12 protein-coding genes are annotated in these 14,480 nt (G+C 61.5%); 7 read left to right on the top strand and 5 right to left on the bottom strand.

Features of this window, described 5'->3' with window-relative positions; all coding sequences use genetic code 11:
• Window positions 1-47: 47 nt before the first annotated feature.
• Window positions 48-2,000 carry a M13 family metallopeptidase gene (locus tag ARUE_RS11915; protein WP_043470296.1) on the bottom strand — a complete coding sequence of 651 codons (1,953 nt, stop codon included), beginning with the start codon at window positions 1,998-2,000 and terminating at the stop codon, window positions 48-50.
• Window positions 2,001-2,249: 249 nt separating this feature from the next.
• On the opposite strand from ARUE_RS11915, the gene leuA reads away from it, so the two are divergent.
• The 3 genes from leuA to ARUE_RS11900 all read left to right on the top strand — a co-directional run bounded on the left by leuA (window position 2,250) and on the right by ARUE_RS11900 (window position 5,654).
• Window positions 2,250-3,989, top strand: a complete 1,740-nt coding sequence (leuA, locus tag ARUE_RS11910) for a 2-isopropylmalate synthase (RefSeq protein ID WP_011774910.1) — start codon at window positions 2,250-2,252, stop codon at window positions 3,987-3,989.
• Window positions 3,990-4,074: 85 nt separating this feature from the next.
• Window positions 4,075-4,827 carry a DNA repair protein RecO gene (gene recO / locus ARUE_RS11905; protein WP_043470293.1) on the top strand — a complete coding sequence of 251 codons (753 nt, stop codon included), beginning with the start codon at window positions 4,075-4,077 and terminating at the stop codon, window positions 4,825-4,827.
• Between the two features lie 2 nt (window positions 4,828-4,829).
• Window positions 4,830-5,654, top strand: a complete 825-nt coding sequence (locus ARUE_RS11900) for an isoprenyl transferase (protein ID WP_014921952.1) — start codon at window positions 4,830-4,832, stop codon at window positions 5,652-5,654.
• A 15-nt stretch (window positions 5,655-5,669) separates the two neighbouring features.
• Here ARUE_RS11900 and ARUE_RS11895 read toward each other — a convergent pair whose 3' ends face one another.
• The 3 genes from ARUE_RS11895 to ARUE_RS11885 are packed head-to-tail and all read right to left on the bottom strand — an operon-like array spanning window position 5,670 to window position 9,451.
• Entirely contained in the window at window positions 5,670-6,743 is a 1,074-nt protein-coding gene (locus ARUE_RS11895) for an alpha/beta hydrolase (protein ID WP_011774907.1), read from the bottom strand.
• Entirely contained in the window at window positions 6,740-7,759 is a 1,020-nt protein-coding gene (locus tag ARUE_RS11890) for an alpha/beta hydrolase (protein WP_014921951.1), read from the bottom strand. Before ARUE_RS11890 ends, ARUE_RS11895 begins: the two co-directional genes overlap by 4 nt.
• Before the next feature lie 9 nt (window positions 7,760-7,768).
• On the bottom strand, window positions 7,769-9,451 hold the full coding sequence (locus tag ARUE_RS11885; RefSeq protein WP_014921950.1) for an FAD-binding dehydrogenase: 1,683 nt from the start codon (window positions 9,449-9,451) through the stop codon (window positions 7,769-7,771).
• A 68-nt stretch (window positions 9,452-9,519) separates the two neighbouring features.
• Between ARUE_RS11885 and ARUE_RS11880 the strand changes: the two genes are divergently transcribed.
• Window positions 9,520-10,599, top strand: a complete 1,080-nt coding sequence (locus ARUE_RS11880) for a quinone-dependent dihydroorotate dehydrogenase (RefSeq protein WP_014921949.1) — start codon at window positions 9,520-9,522, stop codon at window positions 10,597-10,599.
• A gap of 97 nt (window positions 10,600-10,696) precedes the next feature.
• Here the strand turns inward: ARUE_RS11880 and ARUE_RS11875 are convergent, their stop codons facing one another.
• A complete protein-coding gene (locus ARUE_RS11875) occupies window positions 10,697-11,290 on the bottom strand; it encodes a DUF3043 domain-containing protein (RefSeq protein ID WP_017197596.1) in 594 nt (197 codons plus the stop codon).
• A 134-nt stretch (window positions 11,291-11,424) separates the two neighbouring features.
• Between ARUE_RS11875 and ARUE_RS11870 the strand changes: the two genes are divergently transcribed.
• From ARUE_RS11870 to ctaC, 3 genes are all read left to right on the top strand, one after another.
• Window positions 11,425-12,858, top strand: coding sequence for a dipeptidase (locus ARUE_RS11870; RefSeq protein ID WP_014921948.1), 1,434 nt, complete (start codon window positions 11,425-11,427; stop codon window positions 12,856-12,858).
• Between the two features lie 164 nt (window positions 12,859-13,022).
• Complete coding sequence (locus tag ARUE_RS11865; RefSeq protein WP_011774901.1) at window positions 13,023-13,415, top strand: HesB/IscA family protein; 393 nt, start codon at window positions 13,023-13,025, stop codon at window positions 13,413-13,415.
• A 183-nt stretch (window positions 13,416-13,598) separates the two neighbouring features.
• Window positions 13,599-14,471: an aa3-type cytochrome oxidase subunit II gene (gene ctaC / locus ARUE_RS11860; protein ID WP_026005322.1), complete on the top strand. Its 873-nt coding sequence runs from the start codon at window positions 13,599-13,601 to the stop codon at window positions 14,469-14,471.
• Window positions 14,472-14,480 lie beyond the last annotated feature (9 nt).

Below are 14,480 nucleotides of genomic sequence, written 5' to 3'. Positions count from 1 at the left end.
AACGGCCGGCCAGTTATCGAACTGGCCGGCCGTTGCGTTGTGCGGGTTTACCAGATGCTGACGCGTTCCCCTGGCTCCATCCACATGCCATCGGCCTTAGTCACTGCGAACGCTGCATGGAAGGCGTCGAGGTTGCGGGCTATGGCGTTGGTACGGAATTCGTTGGGGGAGTGGGGATCGGTGGCCAGTCTCCGGATCGCTTCCTCGGTGCGGATCACTTGGCGCCAACCGGCAGCCCACGACATGAAGAACCGCTGGAATCCTGTGAATCCGTCGATGACTTCGGGCTCGGCTCCGTTCAGGCTCAGGAGATAGGCCTTGTAGGCAATCGTCAGGCCACCGAGGTCGCCGATGTTCTCACCCAGGGTCAGTTTGCCGTTGACCTTATGGTCCGGTGCCGCGTAGGGGGACAAAGCGTCGTACTGGGCAACCAATTTCGCCGTCAGGGATTCAAAGGCTGTACGGTCGTCCTCCGTCCACCAATTGCGAAGCGCTCCGCTCCCGTCGAACTGTGACCCTTGGTCGTCGAAACCGTGGCCGATTTCGTGACCGATCACCGCGCCGATGCCGCCATAGTTGACAGCGTCATCCGCGTCCGCGTTGAAGAAGGGGGGCTGAAGGATAGCTGCGGGGAAGACGATCTCATTGAGCATTGGATGGTAGTAGGCGTTGACAGTCTGGGGTGTCATGAGCCACTTTGTCAGGTCAACGGGCTTCCCTATTTCATCCAAGTGCCGGTCCACATCGGCGTCATGGGCACGTTCCACGTTACCGAGGAGGTCTGTCGGGTCAATCTCGACGGCAGAGTAATCGATCCACTTGTCGGGAAAACCTATCTTTGGACGGAATGCGTCCAGCTTCTTCAGCGCCTCTTTTTTGGTGTCCTCGCCCATCCATCCCAGGGAAGAAATACTCTCCCGGTAGGCTTCGATCAGGTTGGAGACCAGCGTCTCCATCCTTGCTTTGTGGCCGGCAGGGAAGTGCCGATCAACATAGATCTGGCCGACTGCTTCGCCAAGGGCCGCCTCGACGACGGCCACCCCGCGCTTCCAGCGCTCTTTGTTCTGCGGGGTACCGCTGAGGGTGGTGCCGTAGAAGTCAAAGTTCGTGGAAACAAAAACGGAAGACAGGTATGGCGCGGCCGAGCTGAGAACCCTGAGTGTCAGCCATTCCTTCCACGTTTCCAGTGGCTCGGATTCCAGCAGGGCTGCAGCCCCTGCAAAGAAGTCCGGAGTACTCACCACAATTTCATCCCGCTTGGCTTGTTCTACCCTTGCCGCCTGGAACCACGTGTTGAGCAGGGGGAACAGTGCTTCGGCTTCCTCTGCGGTCTTGAGGTTGTAGGTCTTTTGGGGATCCCGCAGAGTGACGTTGTCCCAGTGGTGGGATGCCAAGGCGGTTTCAAGGGCGACGATGCGCTGTGAAGCAGCTTCCGCATCGGGGATACCCGCGAGATTGAACAACTTTGCAATGTAGTCACCGTAGGCGGCCACGATGGCTGCGAATTTTTCCTCGCGGTAGTAGGACTCGTCCGGCAAACCTAGGCCACCCTGTCCGATATACAGGAGGATACGTTCCGGATTGCCGGCGTCCGGAGCGGGGTAGATGGAGAAAAGGCCGGAGACGTCCGACCGGAACAACCGGCCGATGAGGGCGGCCAGTTCCTGTGCCGAGCCCACCGCCCGAACCTGATCGAGGCGGCCTCGCACGGGTTCCAGGCCCTTTGCCTCAGCCGCATCTTCGTCCATGAAACTGGCGTACAGTCCGCCAACCTTCTGTTCGACGCCGGTTGCTGACTCACCCTTGGCGGCTGCTTCTTCGATAATCGCCTTGACGGCCAACTCGGCGCCATCCCGCAAAGCCGTGAAGGTGCCTTCAAGCGGCCTGTCGTCGGGGATCGTTGTGCTGTTGAGCCAAGCGCCGTTGACATGCTGATAAAGGTCGTCCTGGGGCCGGACGCTGTGATCGATATTGGAAAGAGAGATCCCCGACTGTGGCACTGTGGCTCCTTGAGTGGACACTGCAGTCGGCGTTTCCACCGTCGCGGCGTCTGCATAGTGGACGTTGCATGAGGTGTTGCACTGTCATCATACGCACCGTGTTACTGTGAATTTGTGCGTACGGCGATGCTTCTTCTTAGCTGCCGCGGCGAGGCCTGAAAGCTATCTGAAGCTGGGCCATCCTCGCCGCGGAGTTCCGTTGTGTCCGGCTAAGCTTTCACTTAGTTCTTAGAGAAAAGGCCACACGTCATGCGTAATGCACAAAAGCCCTCCGGTATGCCGATTCACCGCTACCTGCCGTTCCAGGACCAGATCACCGTCGAGGTTCCGGACCGCACCTGGCCGGATAAAGTCATCACCAAAGCTCCGCGCTGGTGCGCAGTTGATCTGCGCGATGGCAACCAGGCATTGATCGATCCCATGAGCCCGGCACGCAAGCTGAAGATGTTCCAGTTGCTCGTCAAGATGGGCTACAAGGAAATCGAGGTCGGGTTCCCTTCAGCGTCGCAAACCGACTTCGACTTTGTTCGCCAACTCATCGAGGGCGGCCATATTCCGGACGACGTCAGCATCCAGGTGTTGACTCAGGCTCGTGAGCATCTGATCGAACGGACCTATGAGTCGTTGGTTGGCGCCAAGCAGGCCATTGTGCACCTGTATAACTCCACGTCTGTATTGCAGCGTCGCGTTGTCTTCAATCAGGACGAAGACGGCATTCTGGATATCGCACTGCAGGGTGCGCGTTTGTGCAAGAAGTATGAAGAGACACTGACGGACACGCACATTACCTATGAATACTCGCCGGAGTCATTCACCGGAACCGAGCTCGAGTACGCTGCCCGCGTGTGCAACGCCATTGCTGACGTCTTTGAGGCTTCGGCCGACAAACAGGTCATCATCAACCTGCCGGCGACAGTGGAAATGGCAACCCCCAACGTCTATGCAGACTCCATCGAGTGGATGCACCGGAACCTCCACCCACGCGAGGGCATCATCATCTCCCTCCACCCGCATAACGACCGCGGCACGGGCGTAGCTGCTGCTGAGCTCGGTTACCTGGCAGGCGCCGATCGCATAGAAGGCTGCTTGTTCGGCAACGGCGAACGCACGGGCAATGTGGACTTGGTAACGCTCGGCCTGAACATGTTCGTGCAGGGTGTGGACCCGATGATCGATTTCTCTGACATCGATGAGATCCGCCGCACTGTGGAGTACTGCAACCAGTTGCCGGTTCCGGAGCGTTCCCCCTACGGCGGCGACCTCGTCTTTACCGCTTTTTCCGGTTCACACCAGGACGCCATCAAGAAGGGCTTCGAGGCTCTGGAGAAGGACGCTGCTGCTGCCGGGAAGTCGGTTGACGACTTCACATGGCAGGTACCGTACCTGCCCATCGATCCCAAGGACCTCGGTCGCAGCTATGAGGCCGTCATCCGGGTCAACTCGCAGTCCGGCAAGGGTGGCGTGGCCTACTTGCTGAAGAACGAGCACAACCTGGACCTTCCCCGTCGCGCCCAGATTGAGTTCTCCGGAGTCATCCAGCGCCGTACCGATGCTGTGGGCGGAGAGGTCAGTGGCGCCCAGCTGTGGCAGATCTTCCAGGATGAGTATCTGCCTTCCGACGAAGAGCAGGCCCAGTGGGGTCGTTATGGTCTGGGCAGCGTGAGTACTGAGACCGACGAATCCGGCGCCATGACCATGAACGCAAACCTGCGGATCGACGGCGTCGAAGTCCGCCGCACCGGCCACGGCAATGGTCCCATTGCAGCCCTGCTGGACATACTCCACCACGACGGCGTTGACGTGCGGGTGCTCGATTACAGCGAGCACGCCCTGTCTGAAGGTGGCAGTGCCAGCGCGGCGGCATACGTTGAATGTGCTGTCGGAGAGCGCGTTTTGTGGGGTGTCGGAATCGACCCCAGCACCACCACGTCCTCCCTCAAGGCCCTGATTTCGGCAGTAAACCGGGCCGTCCGGGACGCCCAGGCTTGAGCACGTGCCGTGTGGTGACGGGAAATACCGTCACCACACGGTCCGGCGGTCACTGCCGGGCCCAGGCTTAGTGCGAAGATTAGTTGTGGCCAATCCGTCGTTTGCAGCACGGTCCTATCGGGACGATGCCGTGGTGCTTCGTACCCACAAGCTGGGCGAGGCGGATCGAATCATTACTCTGCTGACCAAGCACCATGGGCAGGTTCGTGCAGTTGCCAAGGGTGTTCGCCGGACCAGCAGCCGCTTCGGGGCGCGTCTTGAGCCTTTTATGGTGGCTGACCTGCAACTGGTCTCCGGCCGTACCTTGGACATTGTCACCCAGGCCGTGGCGAAGGGCGCGTACGGAAGCAGCATCGCAGCCGACTACGGGCGGTTCACTGTGGCTGCAGCCATGACGGAGACTGCCGAGAAACTTACGGATGCCGACACCGAGTCGGGGACCGCACAATACAATCTTCTGGTTGGTGCCTTGGCGGCCCTCAGCCGTTCGGACCATCCGCCCGAACTCATTCTTGATTCTTATCTTTTGCGGGCCTTGGCCACAGGTGGCTGGGCACCCAGCTTTACCGAATGTGCCCGTTGTGGCCGTCCCGGTCCTCATACGGCATTTGCCGCCCCCATAGGCGGGATGGTGTGCAGCGACTGCAGGCCCCCGGGCTCGCCGGCTCCGGCTCCGGAGACCGTGGTATTGCTCGGTGCCTTGCTCACTGGTAACTGGAGCGTCGCCGACGCTTCGGATCCGCGGCACAGGCGGGAGGCTGCCGGCCTGGTAGCCAGTTACCTCCAGTGGCACCTTGAACGGGCCCTGAAATCACTCAAACACGTGGAGCGAAGCTGACAGTGGTACTTGGAAAGAAGAATAAGTCAACAGCGGCAAGAACGGCCCCCGTGGTTGCGCCCTACGGACACCCTTCCGGGGCTGTGCCGCCCAATATTCCCAGTGAGCTCATCCCTCAGCACGTGGCCATAGTCATGGACGGCAACGGGCGGTGGGCCAATCAGCGCGGCCTACCGCGCATAGAGGGGCATAAGGCTGGTGAGCCTGCGCTCTTGGACGTTATGGCGGGGGCGATCGAACTCGGAATCAAGTACGTCAGCGTGTATGCGTTCTCCACCGAGAACTGGCGACGGTCACCGGAAGAAGTTCGATTCCTCATGGGATTTAACAAGGATGTACTACGTCGCCAGCGCAACCAGCTGGATGAGTGGGGTGTCCGTATCCGCTGGGCTGGCCGCAGGCCACGCCTGTGGGGATCGGTGATCAAAGAGCTGGAGGAGGCAGAGGACTACACCCGCGCCAACGACACCTGCACGTTGACCATGTGTGTTAATTACGGTGGCCGGGCAGAAATTGCCGACGCCGTTTCCGCCATCGCGCACGACGTCGCCGCTGGCAGGTTGAAGCCAGGGTCGGTGTCCGAGAAGACCATTCAAAGGTACCTGGACGAACCAGACCTTCCTGATGTGGATCTGTTTCTGCGCAGTTCGGGGGAGCAGCGGCTCTCCAATTTCCTGCTGTGGCAGTCGGCGTACGCTGAGTTCGTCTTCATGGACACATTGTGGCCGGACGTGGACCGGCGGACCCTTTGGGACGCCGTCGAGATTTATGCGAAACGCGACCGGCGTTACGGCGGGGCCGTGGACGCGGCACCCGCAGTCAATTAGCACGTACCTGTTAACTCAGTACGGATAGGCTGCCAGCCAGACGGCGACGTCACGGTAGGCCTGTTGCCGGACCGTGCGCCGTGAGAGAAACACGTCGTGCAGGGCGCCGGGATAGCGGAACACGGCAGTCCGCCGGGCAAGGCCAAGCGCCCGCCGCGACGTTTCCTCGACATCAATGACGGCGTCGGCACGCATGAGGTCCGCAGTCCATTCGGCTTGAATCCTGGTCCTCCCGGACAGAAGAACCAACACGGGTGCGTCGATGTTGAGCTTGCGTTCCACCGCGGCATGTCCAGCCAAAACTGCCTTTGTCCATCCGGCCCGGATGGGAAACGAAGCACGCGGACGCCACGTCGGATCCAGAATCCATTCCCCATGGGCCTCGTTGCTGACGCTTTCCCAATACGCGGGCATTTCCGGGAACCTGAAGGGACGCTTTGGGTCGGTCCGGGCAAAGGGTTCCACCAAGTGCATGGCGATGCTGCGGACCAGGCTGCTTCCCTGGAGTTCCAACCACGGCGAATTCAGGACCAAGGTTCCCACGCGGCCGGGATTGCGGTCGGCCCACAGAGCCGCGATCAGGCCGCCCAAGGAATGGGCGAGCATGTGAATGGTGGGCGGTGTGGCATTACTGGTCCTTGCGGCTACGTCCCGTTCGACCTCACGAATGGCAGCGGCGAGGTCTTCGTCGTAGACACCAAGATCGGACGTGTAGCCGGGCGTCTGTCCCGGCAGCAGACTGCGGCCGAATTTCCGCAGGTCCAGGGCATAGAAGTGAAAGCCCGACGCCGTCAGGTACTCGGCCAACTCGGTCTGCAGGAAGTAATCCGCCCAACCGTGCAAGTAGAGAACCACCCTCGGCGCTCCGCCGGGATCTGCCGGGGCGGGGCGGCGTTTGCGCTTGGTGAAAGACGTCAGGAAATCGAGGACGCCATGCGGGGACGGATGGACCACCGGCGGTGCATGCCTGACGAGAGTCGCTTTGACCGGCCCTTCTTCATCAGCTTTCAATGGCAGATCCATGCACTCGTAACCGTGGCCGAGGACGTCGGGCTGCCACAGTGAAACCGACTCGTCCGTGGTGGTCATGTATCCCCTTCCGACTGGTGCTCGGGCCTGTTGTTGTCCATGAATCCGTTGACCCACCGGGCAAGGCGCGCATAGGCGTCCTTTCGTACGGCGGGGGCCGAAAGAAAGACGTCGTGGAGGGCGCCGTCGATGCGTTCCAAAGTGACTGTCCGGCCCAGAGCCATTGCCCGCAAGGCGATGACGCTGACGTCCAGCACGGCATCCGAACGGCGCATCGATTCCTGCCACACCATGCCATTGGCGCTGGTGCTGGATGTCAATACAAGGACCGGCATCTCCAGTTTCAAGCCGCGGGCCACCTGAGAATGACCTGCGAACACAGCGCTCAGCCAGCCCGCCCGGACAGGGAAAGCGAGCGGAGGCCTAAAGTTCTCGTCCAGGGCCCATTCCCCTTCGGCGGTACTGCTGATGCTCCGGAAGTAAAAGCCACGCTCCGGCAACCTCAAGACGGTCTCCGGGCGGATCTTTGCGATGGGTGACACCATGGCTTGCGCAGCGCGCCGCACCAGTGAACTGCCGTGCATCTCCAGCCACGGACTGTCGAGAATCAGGTACTGGACGGCTTCCGGGTGGCGGCTGGCCCACAGTGCTGCCACCAACCCGCCGGTTGAGTGGCCCATCAGCGTCAGGCTTCCCGCCGGGGAGCCAGCGCGATCCCGATGAATGATGTCGATGGCCTTTTCAATTTCGGCATCATAGTCATTCAGGTTCGCCACGTAGCCGCCGGGCATATCGGCTTGAAGGCTCCGGCCGTGATTGTGCATGTCCAAGGCGTAAAAATCGTATCCCTGGTCTGCCCAGAAGCCGGCCAGCTCTACATTGAAGAAGTAGTCACTCCAGCCGTGCAGGAAAAGTACGGCACCGGAGCGCTGCGGCGGTGACTGGCTGTCATTGGCATGGGCTGCCTGAACTCTGTGCCGGATCAAGGTGGCATGCCGGATCACGCCATCCGGCCCTGTGGCGTCAAGGCCGCAGGATTGGAAGTCGGTTCCCAGGATGTCAGCCGTCCACTCCATGGCTTTAGCTTAGACACTGGCGGCGGCGTCGCGGCCCGCTGCCCTTCCGGTGAAGAGGCAACCGCCCAGGAATGTTCCTTCCAGCGCCCGGTACCCGTGGATACCCCCTCCACCGAATCCCGCCGCCTCGCCAGCCGCATAGAGGCCCGGGATGGCCCTTCCTTCCTTGTCCAACACCCTTGAGCGTAAATCCGTTATGAGACCGCCCAGGCTTTTCCGCGTCAGCACGGACAGCCGGATGGCAATCAGGGGACCATGCGTCGGGTCCGTCAGGCGGTGGGGCGGAGCCACCCGCATAAGCTTGTCCGTCGCAAATCGACGCGCTGCCCTGATGGCGGACAGTTGTGGGTCCTTGCCCAAGCCGCTGGCCACCTGGCCGTCCCGCGCGTGGATCAGTGACTCGAGCTCCGCGGCGTTGATCAAGGAGCTTCCTGCGAGGTGGTTCATGCGCGAAGCGAGCTCTGAAGGGGACGAAGCCTGGAGAAAGTCAATGCCCTTGTCCAAGAAACGTTGAATGGGCGTGTCGCTCGTAGGACGCAACCGTGATGCGAGCAGCCGGACATCCTTACCCGTGAGATCCGGGTTCTGTTCGGACCCGGAGAGGGCCAGCTCCTTAAGCGCGATGGTGCGGTTGAGGACAAACCATGAATATCCATGTCCTGTCCGGACTATGTGCCTAAGCGCTCCCAGCGAGTCAAAGCCGGGGAACAGCGGAGCCGGCAACTGACGTCCTTCGGCGTCCAGCCATAAGGAGGAAGGTCCGGGCAGGATACGGATTCCATGGTTGGGCCACACCGGATCGTAGTTGTGGATGCCTTCGGGGTAGTGCCACATTCGGTCGCCGTTGACCACGGCACCTCCAGCGGAGATGGCGGCGGACAGGAATTCGCCGTCAACGGAGGCCGGCACTCCGCTGAGCATGTAATCGGGAGCAGAGTTCCCGGGCCATTGTTGGCGCACCGTGGCGTGATTGCCACCGATGCCGCCAGTCGTCACCACCACGGCATCCGCCGTTGCTTCAAAGCTCCCGACGGCGACGCGCCCGGACGCTTGGCCTCTGACCGCCGTCGAGGGTTCCAGTACCTCACCGGAAACGCCGGTGACCCTGCCCGCCGTCGTCGTCAGAGACAAGGCCCGGTGCCTGAAGTGCAGGCTGACCTTGCCGGCAGCGACGCCCTCCAACACCTTGGCGAGGAACGGTTCAACAATCGCAGGCCCGGTTCCCCACGTGACGTGGAAGCGGGGAACAGTGTTTCCGTGCCCCTGCGGCCCGTAACCGCCGCGTTCGGCCCATTGCACCAGCGGAAAGATGCCGACGCCCAGACTCCGTAACCAGGCCCGCTTCTCGCCCGAGGCGAAGTGGACATAGGCTTCGGCCCACTCCCGGGCAGCACGGTCCTCGGAGCGATCAAAAGAGGCTGAGGCAAGCCAGTCGGACATGGCCAGCGCGGCGCTGTCCTTCACCCCCAAGCGCCGTTGTTCCGGCGTATTGACCATGAAGAGGCCCCCGAAGGACCAGTGCGCCTGGCCGCCGACGGAGGCCTCAGGTTCCTGGTCCAAAACAGCCACCGTCTTGCCGGCGGCGTAGGCGGTGGCTGCGGCGACGAGTCCGGACAACCCGGCGCCGATAATCACGATGTCGGCAGCGACCCTTCGGATTCCATGATCTGCGTCACGATTTTCCAGAGGCATTCCTACATGCTAGCGGCAGGGTGGGTCACGGGTTTGGTGAGTTGTCAGTAAGCGGGAAAACTAGGAGCATGCGTGTTTACCCCACATTCTTCAAGTTGGCCTTCTCCTGGATGGATGCCGAGAAGGCCCACAAGATCGGCTTCCAAGGGATCCGGACTGCCCACCGTACCGGTGCCGGCCGGATTCTCGCCAGGATCACGGCTCCTGATGCTTCCCTCCGCACGGAGGCGCTGGGGCTCACCTTCCCGTCGCCGTTCGGCCTGGCGGCAGGCTTCGACAAGGAGGGCCACGGCATCGAAGCCTTGTCAGAGCTTGGCTTCGGACATGTGGAAGTGGGGACCATCACTGGCCAGGCGCAGCCAGGCAATGAAAAGCCCCGCCTGTTCCGCTTGATTGAGGACAAAGCGGTGATCAACCGCATGGGATTCAACAACGACGGCGCCGCCGCAGTCGCGCCGAGACTCAAGTCAGCACGGGCTGCTTTGCAGCGGCTGCACCCGAACGTCCGGCCGATTATTGGGGTGAACATCGGCAAGACCAAACTGGTTGATCTGGACGACGCTACCGAGGACTACTTGGTCAGTGCCCGTAGCCTGGCACCGGCAGCCGATTACCTGGTGGTCAACGTGAGCTCTCCCAATACTCCGGGGCTGCGCTTGCTGCAGAACGTGGAGACGTTGCGACCGCTCCTGCGGGCCGTTGGCGACGCTGCCGACGAAGCCGCCGGCCGGCATGTTCCCCTGCTGGTCAAGATTGCGCCCGATCTGTCCGATGACGATATCGACGACGTCGCACGGCTTGCGCTGGACCTCAAGCTTGATGGGATCATTGCCACCAACACCACGATTTCCCGCGATGGACTCGTCTCGGACGCCGCAAAGGTGGAGTCGCTCGGAGCGGGCGGCTTGTCGGGAGCACCCCTCAAGGAGCGCTCCCTGGAAGTGTTGCGCCGGCTCAAGGACGCGGTGGGGGATCAGCTCGTACTCATCGCGGTAGGCGGCGTGGAGACCCCGCAGGATGTTCAGGACCGCTTGGACGCGGGGGCAACGCTGGTGCAGGGCTACACAGCTTTCCTCTACGAAGGCCCGTTTTGGGCTTCGCGCATCAATAAGGGCCTCGTGAAACTTCGTCGGCGGGCAGCCCACTGATACCTGCCTTGCAGGCAAGTTTCAGGCAAGTCGCCGCACAAAGAAGACCCCGGACCGCTGGCCCGGGGTCTTCTTTACTTGCGAAGGTTTGTGCCGCCTAGGCGGGATACTGACCACGCTTCACCTGGGGTTTGGGAAGACGGAGTTTGCGGAACTGGAGGGCACGCATGCAGCCGTACCAAATGGAGCCACGTTCCACTTCGCCGAACTTCTCGGTAAGACGCTTGCGGAGCTTTCGCGACAGGATGAAGACATCCACGAAGACCGCGAGGAACATAATCCAGAATCCAATAAGGACATAGCTGATGCCGGCGCTGGTGGGAGGGATGATCAGGGAGATCACCACGAACAGCAAGGCGCCGAACATGAGGTACTCGCCCAAGCTGAAGCGTGCGTCGACGTAATCGCGCGTGTACCGCTTCTGTGGGCCTTTGTCGCGAAGGGGGAGGAACCTCTCGTCACCCGTATCCAGAGCCTGCCGCATTTTCTGCCGCTGGTCCTGAATGGCTACCCTTTCCGCTGCCTTGGAGGCTTTACGGTCGTTGGGAACCAAGGGGCGCTTGCGGGCCGCTTCCTGGTCCTTCCGCTTAGGCGTTGGGGCGCCTTTTCCCGCACCGGACTCCGGTGCGGTGGCGTAGGCCTGATCTACTACTGATTGAGCGCTGGGCTCTTCCTTTTTGCGTCCGAACACCCATACAGAATACCCCTGAAGAAGGTGGCGCACGTTACGTGTCCGGTTGCTGGAGTCCCTAGCCCCCGTGAACCCCTCCGGCTCCGGGCTAAGCCTGCTGCGGCGGGTGAATCCCCGGCGGTAAAGTGTGGCCCATGACTTCAGCACATGCGGAGATCCCGCAGAACAAGCAACGGCAGTCCGGCTCCACTCCGGTCGAGGCACTGGCCACGGCGGTCAACGACTCCTTCCAAAGCACACTCGCGTCCCTGCAAGAATTGGTTGGCATTCCGGGCATTGCGTGGCCGAGTTTCGACCCAACGGAACTGGATCGAAGCGCCGACGCCGTTGCGGCCCTGGTTAAGGAAGCAGGCATGGAGGACGTCCGGATCCTTCGGTGTAACAAGGACGACGGTACGCCCGGTGGTCCTGCCGTCGTCGCGCGCCGACCCGCCGCCGAAGGCAAGCCGACCATTCTGCTCTACGCGCACCACGACGTCCAGCCACCGGGGGACCGGAGCCTTTGGAATTCGGAACCGTTTGTCGCCGAGGAACGGGACGGCCGGTTGTATGGCCGCGGTGCTGCAGACGACAAAGCAGGGGTCATGGCGCACCTTGCCGCATACAGTGCCGTGACAAAGGTCCTGGGCGAGGACTTCGGTCTCGGCGTGACCTTCTTCTTCGAAGGTGAGGAAGAAGCGGGATCGCCGACGTTTCGGACGTTCCTTGAGGAGCACCAGGAGCTTCTCCGGGCAGACGTGATCGTTGTTGCCGACTCCAGCAACTGGAAGGTGGGCATTCCCGCCTTGACCACCAGCCTTCGCGGCCTGGTGGACGGCACCTTCGAAGTACGCGTCTTGGAGCACGCGGTCCATTCGGGCATGTTTGGCGGTCCGGTCCTCGATGCCCCTACTCTCTTGTCTCGACTCATTGCGACGCTTCACGACGACGATGGCAACGTGGCGGTGGCGGGCCTGGTGGGCCGGGACGAGGTGGCTGTGGACCTCGCCGAAGCGGATTACCGCGCCGATGCATCAGTGCTCGACGGCGTGAGGCTCGCCGGCAGCGGAACCATCGCCTCGCGCCTGTGGACCAAACCGGCATTGTCCATCATCGGCATGGACGTACCGGCCGTCGATGTTGCCTCCAACACCCTTATCCCGGCGGCCCGCGCAAAGTTCAGCATGCGGTTGGCGCCCGGTCAGGACCCCGAAGCCGCGATGGACTCCCTGAAGCAGCACCTTGAATCCCATGCGCCATTTGGTGCCAAGGTGACGTTCACGCCGGGGGAGAGGGGCAATGCCTTCTCCACCGACACGTCTTCTGCCGCAGCGCGCGTGGCACTGTGGGCGCTGGGAGAGTCGTGGGGTGTAAAGCCCGTGGAAATGGGTATCGGTGGCTCCATTCCGTTCATCGCCGATCTTTTGGAGATGTATCCGGATGTCCAGATCCTGGTGACCGGCGTGGAGGACCCCGACTCCCGCGCGCACAGTGCCAACGAATCGTTGCACATCGGAGACTTCCGGCATGCCGTGTTGGCCGAGGCTCTGATGCTGGCCCGCCTCAACGCCGAGGGTCTGCAGGAGTAAACTCCTGCGGCGCGCCGGGAACAACGAAATGCTGTCTGTGGTTACGTCAGGAGTTATAGCTAAGCGTCTGCGCGACGTAGCATTAGCTATAACCCGTACGTAATTGGGTAAGGGCAGGCAGCGTTCCGGCGCCGCCGCCAGGAGCTTCATAAGAAGGTAGGCCAATGAGCACTGCAACCAACGAAAACAGCACCGGAGCACAGCTCGTCACCAACGACGACGAACTGGCCACGCACGAGGTCAATCTGACCGACGTCGCCGCAGGCAAGGTCCGCAGCCTCCTCGAGCAGGAAGGGCGCACAGACCTTCGGCTGCGCGTTGCAGTCCAGCCTGGAGGATGCTCGGGCCTGATCTACCAGCTCTACTTCGATGAGCGCCTGCTTGACGGAGATGCCGTGCGCGACTACGACGGCGTTGAGGTCGTCGTGGACAAGATGAGCGTTCCTTACCTCAGCGGTGCAAGCATCGACTTCGAGGACACTATTTCGAAGCAGGGCTTCACCATCGACAACCCGAACGCCGGCGGGTCTTGCGCCTGCGGCGATTCATTCCACTGATGTGAGCCATCGCCGCATGTCGGCGCCCCTTCGCCCGGCTTTAAAACCGTTCGGAGCCACGGCGCTGACATGTGCGCGAAAACCGCGTGATAGCGGTAAGCTCTACATCGGGTAGTAAAACTTTTAGTGTGCCCGGTGAGCCTTCGGCCTGCCGGGAGACAGCAACAAGAGGAAGGGCCGTCTGTGAGTTCGCAGAACCGAACCGGCAGCCGACGCATAAAGATCACATCGATCACTGGCTTGGCACTAGCCGGCGCGTTGGTTTTGACCGGATGTTCACCAGAGGTAGAGAAGGGTTGGCTGCCAACAGAGCGCGGCACGACCAACCACACTGACCGGATCATGGACCTCTGGGTCAACTCATGGATCGCCGCCTTGGCAGTCGGTATTATCACGTGGGGCCTCTTGGTCTGGTGCATCATTGCTTACCGCCGCCGCAAGGGCACCACGGGTTTCCCGAAGCAGCTCAGCTACAACCTGCCGCTCGAGGTCTTCTACTTGACCATCCCGCTGTTCATGGTGCTGGTGTTCTTCTACTTCACCGACCAGGACCAGCGCGCGATCGATGACCGCTCGCAGCCCGCCGACGTCGTTGTTGACGTCCGCGGCAAGCAGTGGGCTTGGGACTTCAACTACAAAAAGGGCGAGGTCATCAATGAAGACCTCCACGAGGCCGGCGTTCAGGCCCACCTGACCGGCAATGAGGTCGACAAGGAACTCCTCCCCACCCTGTACTTGCCCGTTGGCAAGTCCGTGGACCTGGAGCTGAACTCCCGCGACGTCATCCACTCATTCTGGGTTCCTGCCTTCCTCCAGAAGCGCGACATGATCCCGGGTAAGACGAACTACATCAGGTTCACCCCCACCAAGGAGGGCACCTTCGATGGCAAGTGTGCAGAGCTCTGCGGTGAATACCACTCCGAAATGCTCTTCCGCGTCAAGGTTGTCTCCGAGTCTGAGTTCCAGGCCCACATGGACAAGCTTCGCCAGGATGGCAACACGGGCCTGCTCGGTGCGGAATATGACCGCAACCCGAACCTGAACGAAACCAAGTAAGGGGAGCGA

Source organism: Arthrobacter sp. Rue61a, from assembly GCF_000294695.2.
GTDB lineage: Bacteria > Actinomycetota > Actinomycetes > Actinomycetales > Micrococcaceae > Arthrobacter > Arthrobacter aurescens_A.
Note: the sequence above shows the minus strand (reverse complement) of the source record. Positions and strands in the feature narration are given on the sequence as shown.

Excerpts from the sequence above, each read along its gene's own strand:
- ARUE_RS11890 (WP_014921951.1), bottom strand. The coding sequence starts at position 7,759 with ATGGAGTGGACGGCTGACATCCTGGGAACCGACTTCCAATCCTGCGGC.
- leuA (WP_011774910.1), top strand. The coding sequence starts at position 2,250 with ATGCGTAATGCACAAAAGCCCTCCGGTATGCCGATTCACCGCTACCTG.
- ARUE_RS11895 (WP_011774907.1), bottom strand. The coding sequence starts at position 6,743 with ATGACCACCACGGACGAGTCGGTTTCACTGTGGCAGCCCGACGTCCTC.
- ARUE_RS11880 (WP_014921949.1), top strand. The coding sequence starts at position 9,520 with ATGCGTGTTTACCCCACATTCTTCAAGTTGGCCTTCTCCTGGATGGAT.
- ARUE_RS11885 (WP_014921950.1), bottom strand. The coding sequence starts at position 9,451 with ATGCCTCTGGAAAATCGTGACGCAGATCATGGAATCCGAAGGGTCGCT.
- ARUE_RS11865 (WP_011774901.1), top strand. The coding sequence starts at position 13,023 with ATGAGCACTGCAACCAACGAAAACAGCACCGGAGCACAGCTCGTCACC.
- ARUE_RS11870 (WP_014921948.1), top strand. The coding sequence starts at position 11,425 with ATGACTTCAGCACATGCGGAGATCCCGCAGAACAAGCAACGGCAGTCC.